The sequence below is a fragment of the Breznakiella homolactica genome (assembly GCF_016616095.2).
GTDB classification, from domain to species: domain Bacteria; phylum Spirochaetota; class Spirochaetia; order Treponematales; family Breznakiellaceae; genus Breznakiella; species Breznakiella homolactica.
Window position 1 is genome coordinate 581,800 of sequence record NZ_CP067089.2, and the last position, 25,276, is coordinate 607,075.

The 25,276-nt window shown below is 55.7% G+C and carries 22 protein-coding genes; 17 read left to right on the plus strand and 5 right to left on the minus strand.

What is annotated here, in order from left to right; translation table 11 throughout:
• The first annotated feature begins 6 nt into the window (after nucleotides 1-6).
• The 11 genes from JFL75_RS02935 to JFL75_RS02985 all read left to right on the plus strand — a co-directional run bounded on the left by JFL75_RS02935 (nucleotide 7) and on the right by JFL75_RS02985 (nucleotide 13,443).
• Complete coding sequence (locus JFL75_RS02935) at nucleotides 7-1,287, plus strand: ABC transporter substrate-binding protein (protein ID WP_215625203.1); 1,281 nt, start codon at nucleotides 7-9, stop codon at nucleotides 1,285-1,287.
• Between the two features lie 58 nt (nucleotides 1,288-1,345).
• Nucleotides 1,346-2,254, plus strand: coding sequence for a carbohydrate ABC transporter permease (locus JFL75_RS02940; protein WP_215625204.1), 909 nt, complete (start codon nucleotides 1,346-1,348; stop codon nucleotides 2,252-2,254).
• A gap of 10 nt (nucleotides 2,255-2,264) precedes the next feature.
• Nucleotides 2,265-3,101: a carbohydrate ABC transporter permease gene (locus JFL75_RS02945; RefSeq protein ID WP_223292751.1), complete on the plus strand. Its 837-nt coding sequence runs from the start codon at nucleotides 2,265-2,267 to the stop codon at nucleotides 3,099-3,101.
• Between the two features lie 176 nt (nucleotides 3,102-3,277).
• A complete protein-coding gene (locus JFL75_RS02950; protein ID WP_215625205.1) occupies nucleotides 3,278-4,060 on the plus strand; it encodes an IclR family transcriptional regulator in 783 nt (260 codons plus the stop codon).
• Nucleotides 4,061-4,179: 119 nt separating this feature from the next.
• A complete protein-coding gene (locus JFL75_RS02955) occupies nucleotides 4,180-5,106 on the plus strand; it encodes a dihydrodipicolinate synthase family protein (protein WP_215625206.1) in 927 nt (308 codons plus the stop codon).
• 10 nt (nucleotides 5,107-5,116) lie between these two features.
• Entirely contained in the window at nucleotides 5,117-6,001 is an 885-nt protein-coding gene (locus JFL75_RS02960; RefSeq protein WP_215625207.1) for a carbohydrate ABC transporter permease, read from the plus strand.
• Nucleotides 6,002-6,077: 76 nt separating this feature from the next.
• A complete protein-coding gene (locus tag JFL75_RS02965; protein WP_215625208.1) occupies nucleotides 6,078-6,917 on the plus strand; it encodes a carbohydrate ABC transporter permease in 840 nt (279 codons plus the stop codon).
• A gap of 53 nt (nucleotides 6,918-6,970) precedes the next feature.
• Complete coding sequence (locus JFL75_RS02970) at nucleotides 6,971-8,257, plus strand: ABC transporter substrate-binding protein (protein ID WP_215625209.1); 1,287 nt, start codon at nucleotides 6,971-6,973, stop codon at nucleotides 8,255-8,257.
• Between the two features lie 33 nt (nucleotides 8,258-8,290).
• Nucleotides 8,291-9,823, plus strand: coding sequence for an FAD-dependent oxidoreductase (locus JFL75_RS02975; RefSeq protein ID WP_215625210.1), 1,533 nt, complete (start codon nucleotides 8,291-8,293; stop codon nucleotides 9,821-9,823).
• A gap of 102 nt (nucleotides 9,824-9,925) precedes the next feature.
• Entirely contained in the window at nucleotides 9,926-11,692 is a 1,767-nt protein-coding gene (locus JFL75_RS02980) for an L-fucose isomerase (protein ID WP_215625211.1), read from the plus strand.
• Between the two features lie 101 nt (nucleotides 11,693-11,793).
• Nucleotides 11,794-13,443 (plus strand): ribulokinase, encoded by a 1,650-nt coding sequence (locus JFL75_RS02985; protein ID WP_215625212.1) that lies wholly within the window; start codon nucleotides 11,794-11,796, stop codon nucleotides 13,441-13,443.
• A 77-nt stretch (nucleotides 13,444-13,520) separates the two neighbouring features.
• On the opposite strand, the gene JFL75_RS02990 is transcribed toward JFL75_RS02985, so the two are convergent.
• Together JFL75_RS02990 and JFL75_RS02995 are read right to left on the minus strand one after the other, a co-directional pair.
• The gene (locus tag JFL75_RS02990) at nucleotides 13,521-14,315 is read right to left on the minus strand and encodes an HAD family hydrolase (RefSeq protein ID WP_215625213.1); all 795 of its coding nucleotides are present in this window, start codon (nucleotides 14,313-14,315) and stop codon (nucleotides 13,521-13,523) included.
• A gap of 35 nt (nucleotides 14,316-14,350) precedes the next feature.
• Nucleotides 14,351-15,151, minus strand: coding sequence for a TrmH family RNA methyltransferase (locus JFL75_RS02995; protein WP_215625214.1), 801 nt, complete (start codon nucleotides 15,149-15,151; stop codon nucleotides 14,351-14,353).
• A gap of 114 nt (nucleotides 15,152-15,265) precedes the next feature.
• On the opposite strand from JFL75_RS02995, the gene JFL75_RS03000 reads away from it, so the two are divergent.
• The 4 genes from JFL75_RS03000 to JFL75_RS03015 all read left to right on the plus strand — a co-directional run bounded on the left by JFL75_RS03000 (nucleotide 15,266) and on the right by JFL75_RS03015 (nucleotide 18,870).
• The gene (locus JFL75_RS03000; RefSeq protein ID WP_215625215.1) at nucleotides 15,266-16,006 is read left to right on the plus strand and encodes a hypothetical protein; all 741 of its coding nucleotides are present in this window, start codon (nucleotides 15,266-15,268) and stop codon (nucleotides 16,004-16,006) included.
• 7 nt (nucleotides 16,007-16,013) lie between these two features.
• Nucleotides 16,014-17,141: a conjugal transfer protein TraF gene (locus JFL75_RS03005; RefSeq protein WP_215625216.1), complete on the plus strand. Its 1,128-nt coding sequence runs from the start codon at nucleotides 16,014-16,016 to the stop codon at nucleotides 17,139-17,141.
• A gap of 2 nt (nucleotides 17,142-17,143) precedes the next feature.
• A complete protein-coding gene (locus JFL75_RS03010; protein ID WP_215625217.1) occupies nucleotides 17,144-17,944 on the plus strand; it encodes a Sir2 family NAD-dependent protein deacetylase in 801 nt (266 codons plus the stop codon).
• A 119-nt stretch (nucleotides 17,945-18,063) separates the two neighbouring features.
• Nucleotides 18,064-18,870, plus strand: coding sequence for a hypothetical protein (locus JFL75_RS03015; RefSeq protein WP_215625218.1), 807 nt, complete (start codon nucleotides 18,064-18,066; stop codon nucleotides 18,868-18,870).
• Between the two features lie 46 nt (nucleotides 18,871-18,916).
• Here JFL75_RS03015 and rocF read toward each other — a convergent pair whose 3' ends face one another.
• Complete coding sequence (gene rocF / locus JFL75_RS03020) at nucleotides 18,917-19,825, minus strand: arginase (protein ID WP_215625219.1); 909 nt, start codon at nucleotides 19,823-19,825, stop codon at nucleotides 18,917-18,919.
• Nucleotides 19,822-21,315 (minus strand): glutamate--tRNA ligase, encoded by a 1,494-nt coding sequence (gltX, locus tag JFL75_RS03025; RefSeq protein ID WP_215625220.1) that lies wholly within the window; start codon nucleotides 21,313-21,315, stop codon nucleotides 19,822-19,824. The genes rocF and gltX overlap by 4 nt, the downstream gene beginning before the upstream one ends.
• Nucleotides 21,316-21,961: 646 nt before the next feature.
• On the opposite strand from gltX, the gene JFL75_RS03030 reads away from it, so the two are divergent.
• Nucleotides 21,962-23,395 (plus strand): four-carbon acid sugar kinase family protein, encoded by a 1,434-nt coding sequence (locus tag JFL75_RS03030; protein ID WP_215625221.1) that lies wholly within the window; start codon nucleotides 21,962-21,964, stop codon nucleotides 23,393-23,395.
• Between the two features lie 2 nt (nucleotides 23,396-23,397).
• Complete coding sequence (gene tdh / locus JFL75_RS03035) at nucleotides 23,398-24,420, plus strand: L-threonine 3-dehydrogenase (RefSeq protein WP_215625222.1); 1,023 nt, start codon at nucleotides 23,398-23,400, stop codon at nucleotides 24,418-24,420.
• A gap of 38 nt (nucleotides 24,421-24,458) precedes the next feature.
• On the opposite strand, the gene treR is transcribed toward tdh, so the two are convergent.
• Nucleotides 24,459-25,172, minus strand: coding sequence for a trehalose operon repressor (gene treR, locus JFL75_RS03040; protein WP_215625223.1), 714 nt, complete (start codon nucleotides 25,170-25,172; stop codon nucleotides 24,459-24,461).
• Between the last annotated feature and the right edge of the window lie 104 nt (nucleotides 25,173-25,276).

The following is a 25,276-nucleotide window of genomic DNA, read 5'->3' on the forward strand; positions in this document are numbered from 1 at the left end:
TGGAGAATGAAAAAAACTATCTGTGCATTGCTGGCGCTGCTGCTGGTATGTTCCGCGGCATTCGCAGGCGGCTCCAGTGAGCCGGCCGCCGCGGGCGGACCGGTCACGATTAAAGTCGCGAATTACGCGCTCCTGGAAAGCGGATACGAAGCTTTCTGGAAGGGAATCAAAACAAATTTCGAGGCCCAGAATCCGGGCATCACCATCGAATGGGTTACCGCTCCCTACGGTGAAATCATGAACCAGGTTATCAACATGGCCGGCGGCGGCGACAAGGTGGACGTGATCTTCGGGGAAATTGACTGGGTGCCGGGACTCGAGGACGCGGGGCTCGCCGCGCCGATAACCGATATACTGCCCCAGGAATTCATCAATGATTTTTATCCCGATGTGATCAATTCCTTTAAAATCAACGGCAAAGCCTATGGAATTCCCCTGTATATTTCGCCCTATGTTCTGTATTACAACAAGGAACTGTTCCGGCAGGCCGGACTCGATCCCAATAAACCGCCGGCGACCTACGACGAAATGCTGGCCATGGCGGAGAAGCTGTCCCAGCTGAAGGATTCCAACGGGAACAAGGTCTACGCCTTCGGACAGACCACCGCCTCCGTGCCGGTGTCGGGGGCGTCGCTGAACGCCATGGTGTTCAACTTCGGCGGCCAGATCCTGGATGACGCGGGCAGGCTGTCGGTGGACAATGACGGTTTCCGCCAGGCCTTCTCCATGGTTAAGCTCCTGGACGAACGGGGCTACAATCCCCAGAACGCGAAACTCAAGGACCTGCGCAACCTCTTTGCCCTGGGCCAGCTGGCCATGTACTACGATCAGAGCTGGGGTTTCAACGGCGTTAAATCGATCAATGCCGACGCGGTCAACTTTACCGCCAGCGCCTCACCGCTGCGGGGCGGCAGCGGAACCGGTCAGAGCCTGCTCCAGGCCCACTGTTTCGTCCTGGTGGACAACGGCAAAGCCCGGGCCGACGCTACCTCAAAGTTTGTCCAGTTCGTTATCAATGAGAACCAGCTGAACGATTACCTGGCGAACCTGACCCCGGCGTATCCCGCCAAGAAATCTATGGCGAACATGACCGGTGTGGTTAACAACGGCGTGCTCAAGGGCGCCGCGGCTTCCGCCGGGAACGTCAAGCAGCAGACCTTTATCCCGCAGCTGAGTGACCTCAACCTTGAACTCTGCACCCTGGCCCAGGCCGTAACCGTGAGCCGGCAGAACGTGGACACCGCAATAGCTACCTTCAAAAGAAACATTCAGGCAAAACTGAACTAACGGCATTCAGCCCGGGATTTATTCCCGGGCAATCAGTCCACCGATAACGAGGTATCAGATGTTAAAACCTCTCAAGAAGGATACCGGGGACACGCTGTATTCGATGGCGCTGACCGTTCCCACGGTTCTGCTGTCCGTCTGCTTTATCCTGATTCCCATCATCGATTCCGTGATCAAAAGTTTTATGCAGTATGGGGTAAAAAATATTATCAGCGGCAGACCCGGTGTTTGGAATAATTTTGAGAATTACCTGCGGCTGTTCCGGACCGACGCCATGGGCAATGCGGTGGTCAATACCGTTCTGTTTGTGGTCTTCGTCATCATCAGCCAGTTCATTCTCGGTTTTGCCCTGGCGCTGATCCTGAATTCAAACATCAAAGGGGCACGGTTTATCAGAAGTATCATGATGACCCCCTGGGTGGTTCCCACGGTAATCTCCGCGCTGATCTGGATGTGGCTGTTCCAGCCGCAGTACGGACTGTTCCGGTATCTCGTGTCGGTATTTTCCGGAGGCAGGGTGCCGGAGTTTGCCATGCTCAACAACCCTTCCACGGCGCTGCTGGGAGTGGGGATAGCCGCTCTCTGGAAACAGATTCCCCTGATGACGCTGCTGCTGCTGGCGGGACTCCAGAATGTTCCCGACGATATCCTGGAAGCCGCCAAAATCGACGGTGCCGGAATCGTCCGCCGGTTCTTCAGCATTGTGATGCCCTATATGTCCTCGGTTATCAAAGTGGCCGTGTCCATGTCGATCATCGAGAATTTCAAACAGTTCCCGCTGTTCTGGACCATGACCGGCGGCGGGCCCAACGGAGCCACCACAAACCTGGCTATCCTCAGCTACCGTGAAGCCTTTGTCAGCATGAACCTCGGGTCAGGCGCCGCGGTGACCACCGTCTGGATGCTTCTGATGATTGTGACCATCGCCTTGTACAACCGGGTGTTCAAAACCCATGACATGACCTAGGGGGACGGCAATGATAAAAAGCAAAATCTTTTCCATATTGAAATACTTCCTCATGGCGCTGATCCTGCTGTTCCTGCTGTTTCCGCTCTACTGGATGGTGGTGACATCATTCAAAACCAATATGGAGGCGTACCGGTATCCTCCGTCCTTTTTTCCGAAAAACTTCGTAACCGACGGCTACCGCAAGCTCTTCCTTGAGAACAACCAGTTCTTTGTGTACTACTGGAACAACGTTATTGTCTCGGCGGTTTCAGCGCTGCTGAGCTGCCTCGTGGCGATCTTTACGGGGTATTCCCTGGCGCGGTTCCACACGAAATGGAACAAGCTTATCTTCGCGCTGCTCTTATCCACCCAGATGTTTCCCATCGTGAGCCGGATGATTTCCCTCTATTCGCTGATGGGGCGGATCGGCATCATCAATACCCGTTCCGGACTTATTCTCGCGATCGTGGCGGCGCAGATTCCCTTCTGCAGCATCCTCATGTCCAGCTTCTTCGCCAACATCCCCCGGGAAATCGAGGAAGCCGCATACGTGGACGGCGCTTCCCGGAATACCATCCTCTTCAGGATTATCACGCCCCTGGTTACTCCGGGGATCCTGGCGGTGGGGATCTACGCGTTCCTGATGACCTGGGACGATTACCTCCACGCCGCCACGCTGATCCAGAGCGATTCCCTCCGGACTCTTTCTGTGGGGATTGCCCTGCGGTACCTCGGGGAACTTTCCTACGACTGGTCTCTGATCAACTGTATCTCCGTGGTGGGAACCATACCCATGGTGCTCCTGTTTTTCTTCTTTCAGAAATATATGGTTAAGGGACTCGTGGCTGGAGCGGTCAAAGGGTAGGGCTGATGTTCCGGCAGCCGCCGGTCCCGCGCTGCCTTTGGCGGGGCTGGCGGGCCGGTATTTACAATGAGCGGCTCTTTTTTTTAAAAAAAATCTTATTCCCGAAAATTATGCTTGCAAAGTACCCGGGACCGTGGTACCATGATTTATAAGAAAAGAGAACAGTGTTCTCTATTGTGGAACAAAAGCAAAAGGGCGCGGAAGAGATGGATAATGAGCCGAAACTGAAGTCACTGGAAAAGACCTTCAAAATACTGGAGTGTTTTACCAGTGAGGAGCCGGGCCTCGGCATTACCGAGATCAGCCACCGGCTGGGGCTGTATAAAAGCAATGTCCACAATATTCTCACCACCCTGGAACGCATGGGCTACATCGAACAGGACAGCGAAACCAGCAAGTATTACCTGGGCCGGAAGTTCATCAAGATATCCCACGCCGCCATGTCCGCAGCGGGATTCAACAGCCGGGTCCGCCAATACCTGCGGGAGATCAGCGCCATGGTGGAAGAAACGGTCTACTACGGTGTTCCCGACGGGCATTCGGTCATTTATCTCGACGGCGCTTATCCCGACGCTTCCCGCAATACCAATATCATTACCGGTATTACCGCGCCCCTGGTCTGCACCGGGATCGGCAAGGCCATCCTTGCCTTTAAGGATGACGCTTTTATTGAAGCGGTGCTTGCGGATCCCCTGGAACGTTTTACCGATAATACCATCACCGACCCGGCGGTGCTCCGGGAAAATCTGGCCCAGACCAAAGCCCGGGGATACAGTATCGACGATATGGAACACGAATACGGCATCAAATGCGTGGGAGTCCCGGTGCTCAACCGTTTTAAGGAAGTTATGGCAGGGATCAGTGTCACCGGTCCGTCCCTCCGTTTCGGCGAAGAACGGATTCTGGAAATAGCCGGAATCCTGAAAAAAAAGGTCACCGCCCTGGCCAGCGAAGTATGATTGAAATTATCCGCCCGGTGCGGAGTTACCCTGAATCAGGGAGCTGGAAAAAAGGTTAATTTTTTTTAGCTATAAAAGAGAACGGCGTTCTGTATTGTAGAACAAAATGGAGTATTACCATGAACCTGAATTTTCCTGACGGCATCTGGCCGGTAATGCTGACACCCTTTACCGAAGAAGGTTCAGTTGATTTTGCGAAATTAGAGGAACTGATTGAATGGTACCAGGCCAATGGTTCAGCAGGGCTGTTTGCGGTCTGTCAGTCCAGTGAGATGTTTTTCCTCAGCCAGGACGAACGGGCTGCGGTGGCAAAATTCGTAAAGGAACACGCCCGTATTCCGGTGATTGCCTCGGGCCATATATCCGACGGAATGGACGAACAGACCGAGGAGCTCAACCGTATAGCCGCATCGGGGGTGGATGCCCTGATCCTGATCAGCAACCGCCTGGCGGCGCCGGAGGAAGGGGACGCTGTTTTTCTGGAACGGCTGGAACGGCTGATGGAAAGACTTCCGCCGGACCTGCCCTTGGGGGTGTATGAATGTCCCTATCCCTACAAACGGCTGCTGAGCCCCGCGGTGGTGCGTTACATGGCCGGAAGCGGCCGGTTTCATTTTATAAAAGATACCAGCTGTGACATGGACAATATCCGGGAAAAGCTGGAGATAACCAAAGGCAGCGGTTTAAAACTCTACAACGCCAATACCGCGACCCTGCTGGAATCCCTGCGGGCCGGCGCGTCGGGGTACAGCGGGGTGATGGCCAATTTCCACCCCCGGCTGTACCGGCTCCTGCTCGGTCATTGGGAAGCGGCTCCCCGGGAAGCAGAGGTGCTGCAGGAACTGCTGACCATGTGTTCCCTCATCGAATGCCGGAGTTATCCCCGGAACGCGAAATACATGCTCCAGCTTCTCGGCCTTGGCCTTACCCAGTATACCCGGAAGCCGGATATGCCGCCCCTTTCGGCGGCGGAGCGTGCCGAGGTACAGCAGCTGGCAGGACTTTCTGAAGCAGTCGAAAACAGACTGGCGGAAGCCGGTTGGTAAGGAGGCAACGGTGGCGGTTAATTCTTCAAAAAAACTGATGCGGGAAGAGCGGATCCTTTCGGTCCTTTTTTTGGGGCCCGCGGTTCTGCTGATTGTATGCATCACCCTGATACCGATCGTGTACGCCATAAATACGAGCCTGCACAACACCAGGTTTACCGAGGTGCGGGAGTTTACCGGCCTGACCCATTATATCGCTATCCTCGGATCTTCCGAGGGCTGGCAGGCTATTTTTAATTCCGTTACCTACGTACTTATGTCCCTGGTTATTGTGATTCCCCTGGGGGTGGTGGTGGCGGTTCTGCTGAACCGCAAGATGATGGGCCGTACGGTTTACCGCACCCTGATCATCATTCCCTGGGTGCTGAGCCAGACCGTAACGGCGCTGCTGTGGAAATGGCTGCTGAACAGCAGCTACGGACCGATAAGCTACCTGAACTACCTGTTCACCGGACAGAAACTGGATGTGTTCAACACAGCCCTGGCCGCGAAGCTGGTGGTGGTATTCGCCAATGTGTGGAATTCCTTTCCCATTGTACTCATCCTGATTCTGGCGGCGCTCCAGTCGATTTCGTCGGAGATCTACGAAGCCGCCGAGGTGGACGGCGCTTCCCGGGGACAGGTGTTTTTCAGGATCACCCTGCCGCTGCTGAAGCCGACCATCCTCACCGCTGTGGTGCTCCAGAGTATGGAATATTTCAACATGGTAACCCTGATTTATACCCTGACCTCCGGGGGACCCTTCGGGGCTACCCGTACCCTCAGCGTTCTCGCTTTCCAGGAAGGCTTTGATTACTGGCACCTGGGATACGGCTCTGCGGCCAGCGTGATTATCCTGATGCTCAATATGGTCTTCAGCATCGTATATATCCGCATTTTGCGGCGGAAGGATTAAGCCGGCCGCGGCCATGGAAAAACGCCGCGGACAGCGGTCCGGCGGCGGCGCTGCATCAACAAATAGGAGTAATGCAATGGTAAAGAAAAAGGACGGCAGGCTTGAAGCGGTACTTGTTTATATAGTTTTAACCTTTTTCGCGCTGCTTATCCTGGTTCCGATTGTATGGGGCCTTTCTACATCCTTTAAATCCACCGGGGAAGTAAGCCGTTTTCCGCCGAGCCTTATCCCGGATTCCCTGAACCTGGAAAATTTCATCAAGGTCCTGTTCCATTCGAATTTCAGTACGTATTTTGGAAACAGCCTTCTGGTTACCGGTATCTGTATCGTCATATCAACTATTGTGGCCGGCCACGCGGCGTATGCCCTGGCCCGTTTCCGGATAAAGCACCGGGAACAGATCATGTTTGCCATCCTCATGACCGGCATGGTCCCCGCGGTGGCGCTGCTGATACCGCTGTATATCATGTTTGTGCGGATGGGGCTGTACAATACGCGGATCGTATTGGTCCTGGTGTATACGGCCTGGCGGACCCCCATGCTTACCTGGATGCTGAAGGGCTTTTTTGAGTCCACCCCTCAGGCGATAGAGGAAGCGGCCATGATTGACGGCAGCACCCGGGTACAGACTTTTTACCAGATAATCGTGCCGATTTCGCAGCCCGCGATTTCATCCAGCGCCCTGCTTACCGCGGTCTACGTGTGGAACGACTTTCTGGTTTCTTTCACCTTTGTCACCAAGGAAAACCTGCGGACCGTATCGGTAGGACTCTACGGGTATATCACCCAGTACGGTGTGCAGTGGGGTGAATTAATGGCGGCGGTGATGATAACGATCATCCCAATCATCATTCTCTTTGTCTGTCTCCAGCGCCGTTTCGTTGACGGTATGGCAGCCGGGGCAGTGAAAGGGTAATGGGCGGCAGCCCATACCTTAGAAACAATCCAATGAAAGAAGGAGTGTGCAAAATGAAAAAAAGAGCGATTTCTATTCTCGGTGTTTTTGCTATGCTGGCGATGGTTCTCATCTTTGGCGCCTGCGGCGGCGGCACGGACAAGGCTTCCGGCGAAGGTACGGAACTGACATTCTGGATCTTTCTGAATCCCGAATCCGGTGAGGATCCCCGCAACCTGGTTCTCCGTGAAATCGTGGAAGAGTACAACGCCACCAATACCATGGGCAATACCGTAAAGGTGGAAAGCATCCACTGGAGCCGTTTTGAGTCCCAGGCAATCCAGGCGGCGGGAGCCCAGACAGGCCCCGACATCATCAATATCTACACCGATATGCTCAAACAGCATATCGCCGGCGGTACAGTCCAGCCCATCACCCGGTACGCCGAAGCGTATATTCCCCAGATTGAAGGGTACAGCTACAGCGCCGATTCACTGAAAATTGAAGGCGAGATTTACACCCTTCCCTGGGAAAGCCGTACCTTTACCTACTGGTACCGCACCGATATTTTCCCCCAGGCTCCTGCAAACCTCGAAGCCCTCGCCCGGGAAGGGGGCAGCAAATCCACCGCCATAGCCCAGGGGTTTGTGATCGGCCTTTCGGAAAACAGCAACGCCGCCAGTTTTATGGAAAGTTTTATTCCCTTTATCCGCTCCGCCGGCGGCAGCCTCTTTGACGCGAACGGTAAGGCGGTATTCAACAGCGACGCCGGGATCAGGGCTATGGAATACTTCAAAAGCCTGATCACCAGCGGCGCCATGGACAGGACCAGCCTGAGCATGACCGTCGACGAGATCGTGGACGCCTTCAAGGCGGGTACCATCCTTTCCTGCAACGCCGGGACCCAGCGCGCATCCGCGATCCGTTCATCGGAACTCAACGATAAAATCGCATCCGCTCCCATCCTCGGTTTTTCCAGCGGCGTGAACCCGAGCCCCGCGGTGGTGGCGGGCCAGAGCCTCGGTGTCGGAAAATTCTGCAAAAACCCCGAAGCGGCTTTTGATTTTATCAAAACCTTCTACACCCAGGAAAATCAGGTGAAGTGGCTCAAAGCCAATGTGCTTCCCGTGCGGGCCACCGTATACGACGATTCCCAGATCAAGTCCCTGAAAAACTACAGCGAGCTGCGCATGTGGAACGAATACGCCTCCGGCGGACAGGTAGAGTTTTATCCCGAGGATTATTCGGAGCTTTCCGCCAACCTGGTGCGGGCCGCCCAGGAAGTGGTCTTCAACAACGCCGATGCCAAAGCCCAGCTCGACCGGGTGGCAAACTGGTATAACGGCAAAAACGGTTTTTAAGTATAGTAAGCAATTATATTGAGAGGTGTACCTGTGGGTGCGAAAGATGAAATGAAATATAAGCCCGGCTACGATGTCATCGTAGCCGGGGGCGGTCCGGCGGGAATTATGGCGGCCCTGGCCGCGGCCCGTACCGGCGCTTCGGTGCTGCTCTTTGAACGGAACGGCTTTCTCGGCGGCGCGGCGACCAACTCCGTGCTTGGACCCATATCGCCCTTTATGTTCGGCGACGAGCAGGTGATCAACGGAATTCCCCAGGAATTCGTGGATGAACTGATGAAGGTGCACGGCAGCACCGGCCATATGAAGGCTCTGGATCCCTACGGCAGCGGCGCGTATCTGGGGTTCTATGACCGGGAAAAATACAAGTACGTGGCCGAGGAAATGCTCCTCAAGGCGGGGGTGGATATTTTCTTCCACACCCTGCTGCGGGACCTTAAAATGGAGGACGGCTCCGTAAAAGGAGTGGTGCTCCACACCAAGAGCGGTGCGTACAGCTTCGGCTGCAAAGTCCTGGTGGATGCCACCGGAGACGGGGACGCGGCGGTTATGGCCGGGGAAGAGTATGTGTACGGCAACGCCGACACCGGCAAAGCTCAGCCCGGTTCTGCCATGTTCGAAATGGTGGATGTGGATACGGACAAGGTTTACGACTATATCTTCGAAAACCCCGATGACTTTGAATGGAAAAGCGATATTGTTCCGGTGCGGCCGTACAGCGGCCGCCTGAAGCAGCATTACTTCGTTGCCCAGGGATTCAAGAGCCTGGTGAAGAAAGCGGTGGCAGCGGGGGATCTGAACTTCGGCAGGGACAGTGTCATTGTGCTGAACGGCATCCATCCCGGTAGTATCCACTTCAACGCCACCAGGGTTTCGGGGTATAATTCCACCGACGCGGTGGAAAAATCCTACAGCGAAATCGACGGCCGCCGCCAGATCGAGTCGGTGTCGGAGTTTATGATCAAGTACGTGCCGGGGTTTGAAAAGTCCTATGTGAGCGTCACCAGCAATGAAGTTGGGGTCCGGGAAACCCGGCACATTAAAGGCCTGTACACCCTTACCCAGGAAGATGCCGGGGAAGGCCGCAAGTTTGACGATGTGGTGTCCCGGGGGTACTTTCCCATGGACGTCCACAATCCCGACGGGGTAACGGGCTATACCGAAGGAGGGCATAACGGCGGCTGCTGGTTCGATCTCAAGGATACCTATGATATTCCCTTCCGGTGCCTTATTCCCGCGCGTATCAAGGGGCTGGTGCTGAGCGGCCGGTGTATTTCCGGCACCAGCGTCGCCCACGGCTCCTACCGGACCCAGGGCGGCATCATGGGTATCGGTCAGGCTTCGGGGGTAATCGCCGGTCTCGCGGCGGTTTCCGGCACGGAACCCCGGGATCTGGATGTCAAAAAAGTACAGGAAACCCTCATCGGCTACGGCGCGTCGGTATTCCGGGATGAGGAAAAGAAAGCCCGGGAAGAAGCCCATGCCCGGGAATCCGTGCGGGAATATATGAAGGGGCGGACAAAGTACATCACAAAAAAAGAAATAATTGACGGTTTTATGAAATAACCGGCAGGGGCAAGGGGCGCTCCGGCGTTTAGCTTGCCCTTCCGTTTTTGCCGGGGCGCAGACGCGCTTCCGGCGGGGACAAACACAGGAGACAGTGGAACCATGAAACAATACCCGAAAATCGGCATACGGCCGATCATCGACGGCAGGCAGGCGGTCCGCAGCGGACTGGAAGAGAAAACCCGGAACATGGCCGAGGCGGCAAAGAAGCTGATCGAAAGCAATGTCTTTTATGCCGACGGAACCCCCGCTCAGGTTGTTATATCCGAATGCAGTATCGGCGGCGGGGAAGAAGCTGCCCGCTGTGACGCGCAGTTTACGGCGGAGAATGTTTGCGCCACCCTGAGCGTAACCCCCTGCTGGTGCTACGGCAGCGAGACCATGGATCTCAATCCCCTGACAATCAAGGCTGTCTGGGGTTTCAACGGCACCGAACGTCCCGGAGCTGTCTATCTGGCGGCGGTGCTCAGCGCCTACAACCAGCGCAGTTTGCCGGCTTTTTCCATTTACGGAAAGGATGTCCAGGATGTGGATGACCATAGTATCCCCGCGGACGTGGAGGAAAAGATCCTGCGTTTCGCCCGCTGCGCCGTCTCCGTCGGCCAGATGCGGGGCAAAGCCTATGTGGGAATCGGCGGCGTTTCAATGGGTATCATGGGCAGTTTCCTGGATCCTCAGGTTATGCAGGATTATTTCGGTATCCGCGCCGAATGGGTGGATATGAGTGAAGTAGGCCGCCGGCTGAAGAATGAAATTTACGACAAGGTCGAATTTGAGCGGGCATACGCCTGGACAAAAAAGAACTGCCCCGAAGGTTTTGACAAAAACCCCGGCAATTTAAAGCACACCGCGGAACAGAAAGCGGAAGAACTGGCCACGGTAGTCAAAATGACCATGATCATCCGGGACATTATGCTGGGCAACGAAGAACTCGCAAAGGCGGGCTACACCGAGGAGTCCCTGGGCCGGAACGCCATCCTGGGCGGGTTTCAGGGGCAGCGTATGTGGAGCGACTGGATGCCCAACGCGGATTTCTGCGAAGCCATACTGAATACCAGCTTCGACTGGGACGGCAGGCGTCAGCCCGTAATTCTCGCCACGGAAAACGACAGCAGCAACGGTATGAGCATGCTCTTTGCGAATCTTATTACCGGCGCGGCCAGCCTCTTTGCGGATGTACGCACCTACTGGAGTCCCGATGCGGTAAAGCGGGTAACCGGCTGGACCCCCGAAGGACTCGCCAAGGACGGTTTCATTCACATGATAAACAGCGGCGCCGCGGCGCTGGATGCCACCGGCGCCTCGAAGGACGGGGCGGGCAAAGGGACTATGAAGAAGTGGTGGGAAATGACCCCGCAGGATATCGATGCCTGCCTGTCCGCCACCGACTGGTGTCCGGCGGCGCTGGATTATTTCCCCGGCGGCGGGTTCTCGAGCCATTTTAAGACTCTGGCGGAAATGCCCCTTACCATGATCCGGCTTAACCTGATCGGCGGTATGGGAGCTTCGGTTCAGATTGTTGAAGGCTACAGCTGTGTGCTCCCGGATGCTGTGCACAGTACCCTGGAACAGCGTACCGACCCAACCTGGCCGACCACCTGGTTCGTTCCGCGGCTCGATACAACCGGTCCCTGTAAAACCGTATACGATGTGATGGCAAAATGGGGAAGCAACCACGCCGCGTTCGCGTACGGCCATGTGGGCGCGGATGCGGCTACTTTGGCGTCGATGCTCCGTATCCCCGTCAGTCTCCATAACCTTCCGGCGGACTCCCTGTTCCGTCCCCATGCCTGGGGCGCCTTCGGAACCGCCGATCCGGAGGGAGCTGATTTCCGCGCCTGCGGGACCTACGGACCTTTGTATAAATAAACGGAAAGCCGCGGCAGCGGTCCTTTCCTGTGCCTCATATTGAATAAGCGCCCGATGAACGGAGCTGTACCCTCCGGTTATCGGGCCGGAAGGCGGATAACATGAGCAAATACGCGGTGGGAGTGGATTTCGGGACCCTGTCTGCCCGGGCCATCCTGATCGATGAACGCGGTGCGCAGCTGGCGGAACGCGTAATGGATTACCCCCACGGGGTGCTGGATAAAACACTGCCCGGCGGCACGCCCCTCGGCCCTGACTGGGCTCTCCAGGTGCCCCGGGATTATATTGAGTGCCTGACTGCCGTGGTGCGCGGCTGCATGGAAGAGTCTAAGGTTCCCGCGGAAAGTGTGGCGGGGATCGGTATCGATTTTACCTCCTGCAGCGTGATGCCCGCCTTATCCGACGGAACGCCTCTGTGCGAGGTTTCCAATTTCCGAGATGTTCCCCACGCCTACGCGAAACTGTGGAAACACCACGCGGCCCAGTACTGCGCGGACATACTGAACGAAACCGCCGCGGCCAGAGCGGAGTCCTGGCTGCCCATGTACGGCGGAAAAATCTCCAGCGAATGGCTGATACCCAAGGCGATGCAGATTGTAAAGGAAGCGCCGGATGTTTACGGCGCCATGGATCGGTTTATCGAATGCGGCGACTGGGTGGTGTGGCAGCTCTGCGGCAAGGAAATCCGCAGTGCCTGCAACGCGGGATACAAGGCTCAGTGGCGGTACGGCGAAGGATATCCTTCAAAGGAATTCTTCAAAGCCCTGGATCCCCGGATGGAAAATTTTACCGGGGAAAAACTCTCTCCGGATATCCGGCCCCTGGGAAGCAGGGCAGGGTTCCTGACCCCGGAAATGGCCGCCGCCATGGGACTGACGGTGAACACCGCGGTGGCCGTGGGAGTCATCGATGCCCACGCTTCGGTCCCTGCCTGCGGCATTGCCTCACCGGGAAAAATGCTCATGGCTATGGGTACCTCCACCTGTCACCTGCTGCTGAGCGAGGATGAAAAACCCGCGGCGGGGGTCTGCGGGGTGGTGAAGGACGGTATTATCCCCGGGCTTTTCGCCTATGAGGCGGGACAGAGCTGCGTAGGGGACCACTTCAGCTGGTTCGTGGAAAATTGTGTCCCCGAAAGCTACGCTCTTGAAGCGAAGGCCGCGGGGATCAGCCTCCACCAGCTGCTTCGCCGGAAGGCCGAAGGCCAGAAACCCGGCGGGCACGGCCTTGTCGCCCTGGACTGGTGGAACGGGGTCCGCAGCACCCTGATGGATTTTGACCTTTCCGGCGTGATCGCCGGAATGACCCTTCAGACAAAACCCGAAGACGTGTACCGGGCGCTGATAGAGGCAACGGCCTACGGCACCCGCAACATCATCGGCGCCTTCCGCTCCGGCGGGGTGCCGGTGGATGAATTGTACGCCGGCGGCGGTATCGCCCGTAAAGACCCCATGACCATGCAGATATACGCCGACGTGACGGGCTGTGACATTAAGATAGCAAGTTCAGCGCAGAACGCCGCGGTGGGAGCTGCAATTTACGGTTTCGCCGCGGGAATGCCGGAAAAAAACATTGCCGGCATAGTCAGGGATATAGGCGCCGTCGGTGATGTGGTGTACCACCCGAACCCGGAGCATACGGAAACCTACAGCCGGCTGTTTGCCCTGTACATGGAGCTCCACGATTTTTTCGGCAGGGAAGAACCGACTATTCTGCACCGGCTCAAAGCTATCCGTACGGGCCAGGGCTGATTCCGCCAGCCTGATCCCGGCGGCGGGCGTTCATAAAAAACGTTGGCCGCGGCGGCCGCCGCAAAACGCAATTCCGGTTAAAAGCAAAACCGGCGGATCGCCTCCAGCACGCCCAGGCCATACTGGTTTTGGCAGACGTAGTCCGCGGCGTTCCTGACCGGCTCAACGGCGTTTGCCACCGCCGCGCCGATTCCGGCTTCCCGGACCATTTCAAGGTCATTGGCGTTGTCCCCGACCGCCAGGGTGTTTTCCATTGGGACCTTTACGATGGAACACAGCTCCCGCAAGCCTTCGGCTTTGTTTATTCCCGGCGCGGCTATTTCGCATCCGAAACCATCATACAGGGCAACCGAAAAAAGAGAGAGCAGCGGTTCGAGTTCCTTCCGGAAAACCGAGAATTCCATGCCGCCGGGAGGAGACATGATGTTTACTTTTTCCGCGGTCATGGTTTTCCAGTCACCGGGGCTCATGGATTTAACCGGAAGAGACCGGCCCCCTTTGAACCGGTCCCGGGTCCATTCTGTTTCGGAAAGGGTATATTCGGTATCGCCGCTGTAAAAGAGGACCGTCATTCCCAACGCGGCGGATTTTTCCATGATTTCCCTGAGAAGCCCCAGTGAAAAAGAATGGCGCGCCAGCACCAAATCCCCGCGGTAGATAACCGCGCCGTTGCAGCCGACCAGGGGACCGGTAACCGGTACCTGTTCGGCATAGGGCTGTATGCCGTAGGGCGGGCGGCCGCTGATAAATGAAAAGAGGATATTCCGTTCCTTCAGTTCCTCAACACACCGGATCAGTTCGGGGATAACCGTCTTCTCCTTGTTCAGAAAGGTGTCGTCAAGGTCGCTTACGACGAGTTTTATTTCTTTCATGTCCCGATTATACCATCCTGAACAATACTGTCATACTATGGACCGCAGCCGTGATCCGCGGGAAATCCCCTTCCGGTGTCTTCCGGGCGGCCTTCCCAGAGGAGAATGGCGGCGGCGGCGGCTACATTAAGGGAATCCACCATGGTATTCCGCACCTGGGGTATATATACCTCCATACTGCACTCGTCCCGGAGTTGTTCCGGCAGCCCGAATCCTTCACTGCCGAACAGTATTGCCAGTTTTTCCGCGGACGCCAGCGCCGCCGGCGGCAGCGCCTTTCCGCCGATGGCCGCTCCGGCAAGAACCCAGCCTGTATTTTTCAGATACGCCATATCACCGGGGCCTTCAAAATATCCAAGTTCCAGGGAAAGGGCGGCTCCCATGGAACACCGGAGGGTCCTCCGGCTGAAGGGATCGGCGCAGTTTCTGTCCATGAATACGCCCTCCCATCCAAGGGCGGCGGCGCTCCGCATGATGGTGCCCAGGTTTACCGGATCGCCGATTCCGGCGCAGACGACAATCCGCCGGCCTTCCCGTGGTACCCGAAGGCCCTCCAGAGAAGGGATTTCCGGACGCCGGGCGGCCAGGAGCATTCCCCGGTGGAACCCGTATCCCGCTGTTCCGGAAAGTTCCTCCTGGGAAACTTCGTAGAGCGGGCATTGCCCCCGGATAATGGTTTCCATTTTTTCCCGGGCCTTGGGAACCGCCGCGGCGGCCACCAGGGAACACGATGCCGCGATCCGTTCGGCCAGAAAACGGCCCTCACCGATGATTAGTCCCTCCCGGGCAAGATCCCGGTCGCGGAGGGATGAAAAAATTGAAATATCCCGAAGCATGACAGTATCATACCCCGCTTATCAGCACAATTTAAACTATCCCGGAGCTGTATTCCTCTGTAATATGTGTTATATTTTATATGCCGATTTGTTTTTCAGTGAGGGGGTGTCAAAATGAAAAAGCCGCGGTTCCGCCGTATAGTTTTGTTTCTGGCCCTGCCGGCAGTCTTTTCCCTGTTTTTTACCGCATGTACCGACTTTTTTTCCACATCCCTGGGATCCTGGGCTGCCAGGGACTGGTCGGGTAAGACCATCCCCGTGAACAGTGACAACGTACACGACCTCATCGCTCAAGCCGAAAACGACCCGGATATGTCCCTCGCGGTGCTGCGGGGCATTGAAGACGCTGTTTCAAAAGCCTCAGGCAAGGATAAAACCGATCTCCAGTCGGCGGCCCTGGAAGCCGCCACCAACGCGTCGGGTATCGGCAATGAGATCATCGGCAATGTGGGGGATATTTTAAAAGCGTCCGATGAAGACGACAACGGCAAGATTTCCGCAATAATAAACAGTACCATCGACAGTCTGGGAAACCTCGGCGAAACCAGTGATATCCTGGTCAGGATACTGCCTGATCCCGATACGGACCCCGCCGGGTTCCAGGCGTTCCTCGACAATTCCGCCGCTGAGGATCTGGGTATGGCGGCGGTGATTCTGCTGGCCGCTGAGTCTAAAAATAACGGCGGCGCCGATGAGTATCTTGAGAACGGCTTTGATCCCGCCAATCCCAAAAATGATAATGAAAAAATGGCCCTGGCCCTGGCCCAGGGGGTGGGAGATAAAATCGGGGCCGGCACCGGCTCGGACGGTGAAAAAGCCCTGAGGGATATCCTGGAAGAATTGGGATTGCTGTAAGGTTTATATGAGGAATAAAACCCGGTTAATTCCGGCGGCTCTGATTTTTATTTTCTGCGGCGCGGCCCTTTCCGCCGAAAAAATAGCCCCTTTTACGATGCCCTCCGCCCGGCTCAACGCCATGGGCGGATCCCATGTGGCTTTTGCCGAGGATGTTGATGTTCTTCTGATAAATCCGGCGTCCCTGGCGTCGGTAAAACAGTTCAGTGTCGCCGAGATAACCCTGGGAACCCACGGACCTATACTGGAATTAGCCGATTTTATCGGGGAAATAGCAGACTGGATAGAAGACGACTCTGACAATCCTTTGGATTTATCCGGGATTTCGAAGCTTCTTGATAAAAACGGCCGGATGGCCCTGGGCCTTGATTTAGGAGGCCCCGTTTCCCTGGCCTTTGTGAGGAACGGCTTCGGAATAGGTTTTTTCGACCGGGCTTACGTTGATATAGCCATAAATGGAATGTCCATGCGGGCAACCGCCAACGCGGACGCAATACTGGTCGGCGGGTACGGATTCCGGCTCATGGAGAAGGGCAGCCATATCCTTGACGCGGGATTCACCCTTAAGGGCCTTTTCAGAATCGGTTCAACCAGCAGTTATTCCCTTCTGCGGTTCACCCAATTCGGAGATCTGCTTTCGATGGATACCACCGCGGGCATCGGCCTCGATCTTGGGGTCCGGTATGAATTCGCCAAACTGTTTTCAGCCGCCGTTGTCTGCAACGATGTGTATTCTCCGGTTTATGTGACTCCGGATCTGATGAAAGACCCCGATGAACGGCGGGACCCCTATTGGGATACGGTCGCGCCCCGGCTCAACCTGGGGGTTATGGTGAATGCCCTCAACTGGAAATATCTGGGTATCAGCGTGATGGCGGATTACCGGGACATTCTGGATTTTATGAATCCGATTCCGCGGAACCCCATTCTTAATATAAGCCTTGGGACGGAGGTAAGGATCTTAAACCGGATATTTCTCCGCGCCGGTATCCAGGATGCCCTTCCGGCCTGCGGTATCGGGCTTGACCTGTGGATCTGCAAGCTTGATTTTGCCCTTTACGGCAAAGAACTGGGGATGGACCCGGGTACCCGCCCGGTTTACGCCATGACGCTGGGCCTTCTTTTCCGGTATTAACCATGGATACTTCTCCTGAACTGAAAGCGCTCGCGGAATTGATCCGCAGCGCCCGCTGCTGTACCGCCCTCACCGGCGCCGGGGTGAGTACCCTTTCGGGCATCAGGGATTTCAGGGGGAAAAACGGCCTATATACGGAATTCGACGCTGATAAGATATTTGATATAGAGTATTTCCGCAGGGATCCTTCATATTACTACAATGCCGCCAGAACGCTATTTTATACCCTTGATGAAATTCAGCCTTCAATTGTGCATATCGGCCTGGCACGGATGGAGCAATCGGGGCTGCTCGAGGGTATTATCACCCAGAATATTGACCTGCTCCACCAAAAAGCCGGAAGCCGGCGGGTTGTCGAAATCCACGGCTCCCCGTCACTGCATTACTGCCTGAACTGCATGGACGGCTGTTCCCCGGAGGACTTTGATGCGGATGATGCGGTCCGCGGCAATCCCGCTGTTATGGGCTTTTCCGAGGCGGCGGCTATTGTGCGGGCAGGGGATATGCCCCGGTGCGGTATCTGCGGTTCGGTGCTTAAACCGGGAATAACTTTTTTCGGCGAGGCCCTTCCCGCAAAAGCCCTTAAAAACGCGGAAGGGCTTGCGCGGAAATCCGACCTTATGCTGGTCCTGGGAACGAGCCTTACGGTATATCCCGCCGCCTTTCTTCCGGAATACACCCTGCGGGACGGCGGGGACATTGTCCTGGTCAACAATATGGTTACCCCCATGGATTCCCGGGCCATCCTGCGTTTCGACGATCTGGAGACGGTTTTCTCATTTCTTACATCAGAAGCCGGATAAAAAATTTGTTATATTTCAAAATTACGTCTTTATTAAATTGACATAAACAAGTATCATTATAGGCAATGGATTTTAAGACGGCAATTCTAAAATCATTAAATTATATTTAGGAGGGTTTGATGAAAAAATTACGGAAAGCTGTTGTTTTATTGTTTGTTCTCGCAGTTGTGTCCCCTGCTCTGATGGCACAATCCCTTAAAGGAATGAGCCTTAACGGTGCGACGGGGTTATACAATATACCGTCCGGCCGCATCGGATGGGAACGGAGCGCCGACTTAGGACTCGATGTAGGCTACCATGCCATGATCAAGGACGGGGCAAACCACATCGCAAAGCTCAACCTGAGCCTCTTTAAATGGGTGGAAGTGTCCGCCGCTTTTGATTTCCAGGAAAAGTACGATACTTCGAACGAAGACTGGGAACCGAACAATGACATGATCATCGGCGCTAAGCTGCAGCTGCCCACCACAAGTACCGCCATTGCCATCGGCGGTAATCTCCAGCTGATTGATATGGGGAATGACCTGACAAAGGAAACCCGCGGCCAGATTTATCTCGCGGCAACCTACGCCGGCACGTTCTTCAAAATGCCCGCGGAAACCACCATGGTGGTGGGATACACCTTCCACGAAGACATGGAAAGCGATATCGACTTTGGTATGGGTTTCGATCTCTTACTGTTCCCCGATATTTTCCAGCGGTACGTCCATTGGCTCGTGGATTTCTCCAACTTCCCCTACAGCACCGGCGCCATCCGGGGCAGCAATCCCGCCAGGGGCTGTCTGAATACCGGTGTCCGCATCGACCTCGCGGCTATTCCCGCGCTCAGCAAGTACAAACTTGTTATCGATGCCATGATTATGGATGCCTTTGATTCGGACCGGGCGTTCTCAATCGGCGTAGTCTTCGGACTTCCCATTATGTAATCAGATTCTATCGAATATGAAAAAAGGCGCCTCAGGGCGCCTTTTTTCAGTATATGGTTCCTCCCAAAAGGCGGCTTATTATTTCCACCGCCATCCGGGCAGTCTGGTTACGCACATCGAGGACCGGGTTGACCTCCACAATCTCCGCGGAGCCCAGGAGCTTCGATGTCCCCAGCTCTTCCGCCAGCAGCAGCACCTCCCGGTAGGAGAAGCCTCCGGTCAGGGGGATGCCGACGCCCGGGGCAATCATCGGGTCCATGGCATCCATATCAACGCTGACGTGGAGAATATCCACCCGTTCCCTGAAGAAACTGATAATCCTGCGGGCCGCTTCCGCGATGCCCAGGCGGTCAACTTCGGTCATGGTAAAGACCGTAACCCCGGCTTCGCGCATATTGTCCTTTTCAAAGGTATCCAGGTCCCGGACACCCACCAGGGCCACATTGCGGGGGTCGAGTTTCCGGAAATTACCATGAAGGGAACACAGTTCCTCCCTGCCGTATCCGCAGGCCGCCGCCAGGGACATGCCGTGGATATTCCCGGAAGGGGTGGTTTCGGGGGTATTGAAGTCGCCGTGGGCATCGACCCAGAGGGTTCCCCATATTTTGCTCCGTTTTTTATACGCCGAACCGAGGCCGGCCAGGCTTCCGATAGCGATGGAATGGTCCCCCCCGAGAACCAGGGGAAACACACCGTCGTCCACGGCCTTTTCCACCCGCTTCGCCAGTTCACCGCAGGCTTCGGCAATGGGGGCCAGATATTTATACCGCTCATTTCCTTCTTCCAGGTATTCCTGAGCCGGAACCGGTATACCCGGAAAGCTCTCTTCACTTTCGTGGCCTATGTCGGCCAGAGCCTGTTTAAGCCCCGCCAGGCGTATCGCCGAGGGCCCCATATCGCTCCCCCGGCGGCTCGCCCCGAAATCCAGGGGAAGCTCTATTACCCGTACTTTCATGCGGCTCCGCCGGTTTTTTTAAGGGCTTCCAGCGCCCGGTCCAGCCTTTTAAGGGATTCCTCCGCACCCAGGAGCCGGACCGACCCGAACAGCGGCGGACTGACCCGGGCGCCGGTTACGGCAACCCGGAGGAGCATCATAATATCCCCCAGCTTGACCCCTTCTTTTTCCGCCCATTCCTTGATGAATATCTCCGCTTCCGCGTCATTCATGGATGCCATGGGAGCAATTAGGGGCCGCCCCTGTTCAAGGAGTTTCACGGTACCGGACAGGTCGCCCTTTTTCGGGATAAAATCCTCCGCCGGCGGCAGCGGCGGCAGGGAAAAGAGGTATTGTATTTTTTCCGGAACCTCATGGAGAAAAGAAATCCGTTCCTTGATCAGATACATGGCTTCCGTAAAAAGCCGTTCCTGTTCCGGTGACGGTTCCTGGCCCTGGGTGCCGAAAAGCCCTGACGCGGCCGCGTAGGGCAAGGATAAGGCCGCCAGTTCTCGGTCATCCTTCATGCGGATATACTGCCCGTTGTACCATTCAAGTTTTTTATAATCGAAAATAGCCGGCGCCTTGTTGAGTTTCTCCAGGCTGAAACGCTCCGCCAGTTCCGGGAGATTATATATCTCCTTGCCTTCTTCATAGGACGCTCCCAGAAGGGCGACGTAATTGATAAGCGCCTCCGGAAGATAGCCCTGGCGGCGGAATTCGTCGATACTGGTCGCCCCATGGCGTTTGCTCAGTTTTTTCCCGTCCTGGCCCATCACCATGGGCAGATGGCAGTATTCAGGATGGTCCCAGCCGAAGGCCCGGTACATGATTACGTGGAGCGGCGTTGAGGGCAGCCATTCCTGGGCCCGGAGGACGTGGCTGATTTTCATCAGATGGTCGTCCGCCACGTTGGCAAGGTGGTAGGTGGGAAACCCGTCGGACTTGAGGAGCACGGGATCGGGGTTTACGTCATCGTTTTTCCATTCAATATCTCCCAGGAGATGGTCATGGAAACGGGTCACTTCCCCGAGGGGTATTTTGAGGCGTACCACATGGGGTTCGCCCGCGGCAGCCCGTTCGGCGGCGGCGGCCGAATCCAGACTCCTGCAGTGGCGGTCATAGCCGGTTTCACTGGACCGGGAGGCCTCCCGTTCTTTCCGGATCTCCTCAAGCCGCTCGGAGGAACAGAAGCAGTAATAAGCTTTATCCATCCGGATGAGTTCATTGGCGTATTCCCGGTACGTTTCGGTCCGTTCCGACTGTACATAGGGCGCAGCCGGTCCGCCGATATCGGGCCCTTCGTCCCAGGCCATACCCAGCCAGTTAAACGTGTCGTACAGGTTCTGTACAAAGGATTCGTCAAACCGCGTCCGGTCGGTATCTTCCAGCCTGAGTATGAATTTCCCGTTTTTTGAACGGGCAAAAAGGTAGTTGAACAGGGCGGTGCGAACCCCGCCTACATGCTGCAAACCCGTGGGGGAGGGGGCGTACCGGTCTCGTATTTTCATCTGCAAACTCCGCAATTTAGATTCTCCCTAAGTATACCGAGCTTAGCCCGTTGAGTCCACGTTGCGGGGGAGCACTGAGTCTGGCAAACCGGAAGGCACCACCCGTGTGTTACCGGGTCCGCGGGGCCCGTCGGGGAAAAACGGTGTTGGCTCCTCGTCGGCCTGCGGCCTCGAAAGTCGCTCAACACCGTTTTTCCCCGACACCCGGCGCAGCCAGTACGGGCGGGGTGCCTTCCGGCTTAACCGGCTCTGTGCTGCCCGGTCGCGCGGGCGGCTCCCCCTCGCTCCAGCCTTGCCGCAGTAAGTGTGGAATTTTGCTTTGCACAACTCCTAAAAAACTTGACGCCATAGGCGGCAAGTCTTACGCTGCCCCCACTTCTGGTTCCCGGATACGGAGGCAAAACCCGGAATAATTAAATATACCTATCGTTAGGTATATATTTTTTTCAGACCCTATCTTGTTCAGTGATGAATTCTTTTGAAGGCGTTGTAATTTAACTCACAATGGAGATTTTTCTGTGCCCAATAATTGACCCTAGCGGAAAGCCGGAGTACAATTATTCTGTCTATAAGAAAATAGGGATTTGTCAAAATATTTCTGCTGAAAGCATCTGTACAACGCTTCGCAATGCATGAGAGGTTTTGCATGAACGGAATTAAAGGACTCACCCTATCGGAGCTTGCCGCCCGGTATCCGGCGTATGATACCGCTGAAATCGACAGGATACTTATCCCGGCGCTGAAGTCACTGGACCGCCAGTTTATTGTCCTGGATGATGATCCCACGGGTATTCAGACGGTCTATGATGTAGCGGTACTGACCGTATGGGATACCGAAAGTATCGCCGCGGAAATGCGCGGTGAAGGAACCATGTTTTTTATACTTACCAATTCCCGGAGCCTGTCCCATGATGATACGAAGGAGCTTCACCGCACCATCGCGCGGAACATCGCGGAGGCGTCGAAGCTGACCGGCCGGGATTATATCCTGGTGAGCAGAGGCGATTCGACCCTGCGCGGCCATTATCCCGCGGAAACGGAAACCCTCCGCCGGGTGACCGAGGAAATGCTGGAAATACCGGTGGACGGAGAAATAATCTGTCCCTTCTTTCCCGAGGGCGGCCGCTATACCGCGGATGACATTCATTTCCTCGAAGAGAATGGAAAACTCCTCCCCGTGGGAGAATCGGAATTCGCCCGGGACAAAACCTTCGGGTATACAAGTTCAAACCTTAAGGACTGGGTAGCGGAAAAAACCGGCGGGACCTTCGGGGCCGGGGATGTGGTTTCCGTGAGCATCGATGAACTCCGCAGGGAAGATTACCGGGCTATTACGGAAAAACTGACCGGGCTTTCGGGATTCCGTAAACTGATTGTCAATGCCCTGGATTACGATGATATAAAGGTTTTCGTGATTTCCTTTATCCAAGCCGCCGCCTCGGGCAAGCGGTACATCCTCCGGTCCGCGGCGGGAATTTTAAAGGTCCTCCTGGGTAAACCCGGCCGGCCCCTTCTCGGCGGCGCTGAACTCCGGAGCGGCAGTTCAAGGGGCGGCATAATCATTGCCGGTTCACATGTAAGCAAAACCACCCGGCAGCTGGAAAAGCTTAAGGAACTGCCGGATGTGGTGTTCCTCGAACTGAACCAGCATCTGGCGCTGGACAGCGCCGCCTTCGCCGGTGAGATAAGCCGGGTGCAGAACCTCGCGGAAAAGGAAATCGAAGCGGGCCGTACCGCGGTGATCCAGACCCGGCGGGAACGGTTCGATCTCAATACCGGGAACCGGGAGGATGAACTCCGGCTGGCGGTTACTATTTCCGACGGCCTTACGGGGATCGTCGCGAATCTGCGGACGGCCCCGGGGTTTATTATTGCCAAGGGCGGCATAACCTCCAGCGATGTGGGAACCAAGGGGCTCAAGGTCAGGAGGGCCATGGTAATGGGACAGATTCTTCCGGGAATCCCTGTCTGGAAGACCGGTCCTGAAAGCCGTTTCCCTGGTATAGCCTATGTGATTTTTCCCGGAAATGTAGGGAGTGACAATGCTTTGAAAGAAGCGGTAGAAAAACTTCGGGGGTAAGTATGAAAGCGCTGGTAAAAAAAGAAGCCGGGGTGGGTATCTGGATGCAGGATGTGCCCGTTCCCGAGATCGGCCCCAATGATCTCCTGGTTAAGATCAGAAAAACCGCCATCTGCGGCACCGATGTCCATATCTACAAATGGGATGCCTGGTCACAGAAGACAATTAAGCCCCCCATGGTTATCGGCCATGAATTCGTCGGTGAGATTGTGGAAATCGGCTCCTCGGTCACCGGCTGGTCCGTGGGGGAACGGATTTCCGGGGAAGGCCATATTGTCTGCGGAACCTGCCGTTCCTGTCTGGCGGGCCGGCGCCACCTCTGCCCCAATACCAGCGGAATCGGGGTCAACCGGGATGGGTGCTTCGCCGAATACCTGTGCCTGCCCGCGTCAAACGCCTGGCGGGTCCACCCCTCCATATCCGATGAAGAGGCGGCGATTTTCGATCCCTTCGGAAACGCGACCCACACGGCGCTTTCCTTTGAAATGATCGGCGAAGACGTTCTGATCAGCGGGGCGGGACCCATCGGCTGCATGGCTGCGGCGATCTGCCGCCATGTGGGCGCCCGGCGGGTCGTTGTTACGGACCTCAATCCCTGGAGACTCGATCTGGCGAAAAAACTGGGCGCTACCCATACCATCGACGTAAAGAACGATTCGGTGGCCGCATTTATTAAGCGGGAAGGGATGCACGGGTTCGATATCGGACTGGAAATGTCCGGATCCGGAGACGCCTTCGAGTCCATGCTGGAAGGCATGTACCACGGCGGGCGGATAGCTCTCCTGGGAATCCTTCCGCCGGAAACGAAGATCGACTGGGATCAGGTTATTTTTAAGGGGCTCCATCTTAAGGGCATTTACGGCCGCGAGATTTTTGAAACCTGGTATAAAATGCAGGCCATGCTCACCAGCGGATTATCGATTGCTCCGGTGATAACCCACCGATTTGCTTTTGATGACTTCCAGAAAGGGTTTGACGCCATGCTCAGCGGGGAAAGCGGCAAGGTTATTCTCAGTTTCGAATAGCGTGCCGCGGGTCCGGACGGTTTTTAACTCCGCCGGGATCAGTGGATTCTTCTGGCAAAGTCGACGAAGCGGAAGCGGTCCGGCCGGTGGCGGGATTCGCTGTACTGGAAGATTTCACCGTCCTGCAGGTACACCAGGGACCTGACCACCACCAGAAGATCGTACTGGTCGAGGTCAAGGTTCTGACGGTCCTCTTCGGTGGAATGCTCCACCACCACTTCCTTATGGGCAAAACTGATTTTAAGCCCCAGCTCTTTTTCAAGATATTCGTAGAGTGAATTTTCACAGACCGCGGTGTTCAGCATCGGAACAAACCGGTCGTTGAGGTAATCCTTGTCCAGAATTATCCGTTTGCCGCCGATCTCCCGGCTCCGGGCGATAAACCAGAGCCGGTCCTTGGGTTCCATGCGGAGCTTCTCCCGTATATGGGAAGGGCCTTCTTCCAGCGCCAGGTTGATGACCCGGGTTTTTGTGGGAAGCTCCATATGCCGGCTCAGTTCCCTGAAACTGATAAGGTTGGAAACGGAAAAGTCATACCGCGAGAGGCCGAGTACCACCGAGCCTTTTCCCTTTACCCGGGTGATATATCCCTGGGATTCCAGAAGGTTGAGGGATTTTCTCACCGTGTCCCGGGAGTAGGTGTAGGCTTCCATGAGTTCGCTTTCCGACGGCAGAAGGCTGCCTTCCGGGAATTCACCCTGTTCTATCCGGTCCGCCATTTGGGCGTATAAATGCATATATTTTCTGTTCATGGCACTGCTATGGAAACCTCGGCATTAATTATACCATATTACCGGAAATCCTGAAACCCGGAATGCCGGTTCCGGGTTTCAGGCGGACCGTTTCTGCCGGCGGA

Bases quoted from the DNA above. Each gene is read 5' to 3' on its own strand.
- rocF (WP_215625219.1), bottom strand. From the start codon at position 19,825: ATGAAAGTACGGGTAATAGAGCTTCCCCTGGATTTCGGGGCGAGCCGC.
- JFL75_RS03010 (WP_215625217.1), top strand. From the start codon at position 17,144: ATGGATACTTCTCCTGAACTGAAAGCGCTCGCGGAATTGATCCGCAGC.
- JFL75_RS02990 (WP_215625213.1), bottom strand. From the start codon at position 14,315: ATGAAAGAAATAAAACTCGTCGTAAGCGACCTTGACGACACCTTTCTG.
- JFL75_RS03015 (WP_215625218.1), top strand. From the start codon at position 18,064: ATGAAAAAATTACGGAAAGCTGTTGTTTTATTGTTTGTTCTCGCAGTT.
- JFL75_RS02985 (WP_215625212.1), top strand. From the start codon at position 11,794: ATGAGCAAATACGCGGTGGGAGTGGATTTCGGGACCCTGTCTGCCCGG.
- JFL75_RS02935 (WP_215625203.1), top strand. From the start codon at position 7: ATGAAAAAAACTATCTGTGCATTGCTGGCGCTGCTGCTGGTATGTTCC.
- JFL75_RS02965 (WP_215625208.1), top strand. From the start codon at position 6,078: ATGGTAAAGAAAAAGGACGGCAGGCTTGAAGCGGTACTTGTTTATATA.
- JFL75_RS02940 (WP_215625204.1), top strand. From the start codon at position 1,346: ATGTTAAAACCTCTCAAGAAGGATACCGGGGACACGCTGTATTCGATG.
- JFL75_RS03005 (WP_215625216.1), top strand. From the start codon at position 16,014: ATGAGGAATAAAACCCGGTTAATTCCGGCGGCTCTGATTTTTATTTTC.
- JFL75_RS03000 (WP_215625215.1), top strand. From the start codon at position 15,266: ATGAAAAAGCCGCGGTTCCGCCGTATAGTTTTGTTTCTGGCCCTGCCG.
- JFL75_RS02995 (WP_215625214.1), bottom strand. From the start codon at position 15,151: ATGCTTCGGGATATTTCAATTTTTTCATCCCTCCGCGACCGGGATCTT.
- JFL75_RS03030 (WP_215625221.1), top strand. From the start codon at position 21,962: ATGAACGGAATTAAAGGACTCACCCTATCGGAGCTTGCCGCCCGGTAT.
- JFL75_RS02945 (WP_223292751.1), top strand. From the start codon at position 2,265: ATGATAAAAAGCAAAATCTTTTCCATATTGAAATACTTCCTCATGGCG.
- gltX (WP_215625220.1), bottom strand. From the start codon at position 21,315: ATGAAAATACGAGACCGGTACGCCCCCTCCCCCACGGGTTTGCAGCAT.
- JFL75_RS02955 (WP_215625206.1), top strand. From the start codon at position 4,180: ATGAACCTGAATTTTCCTGACGGCATCTGGCCGGTAATGCTGACACCC.
- tdh (WP_215625222.1), top strand. From the start codon at position 23,398: ATGAAAGCGCTGGTAAAAAAAGAAGCCGGGGTGGGTATCTGGATGCAG.
- JFL75_RS02980 (WP_215625211.1), top strand. From the start codon at position 9,926: ATGAAACAATACCCGAAAATCGGCATACGGCCGATCATCGACGGCAGG.
- JFL75_RS02970 (WP_215625209.1), top strand. From the start codon at position 6,971: ATGAAAAAAAGAGCGATTTCTATTCTCGGTGTTTTTGCTATGCTGGCG.
- treR (WP_215625223.1), bottom strand. From the start codon at position 25,172: ATGAACAGAAAATATATGCATTTATACGCCCAAATGGCGGACCGGATA.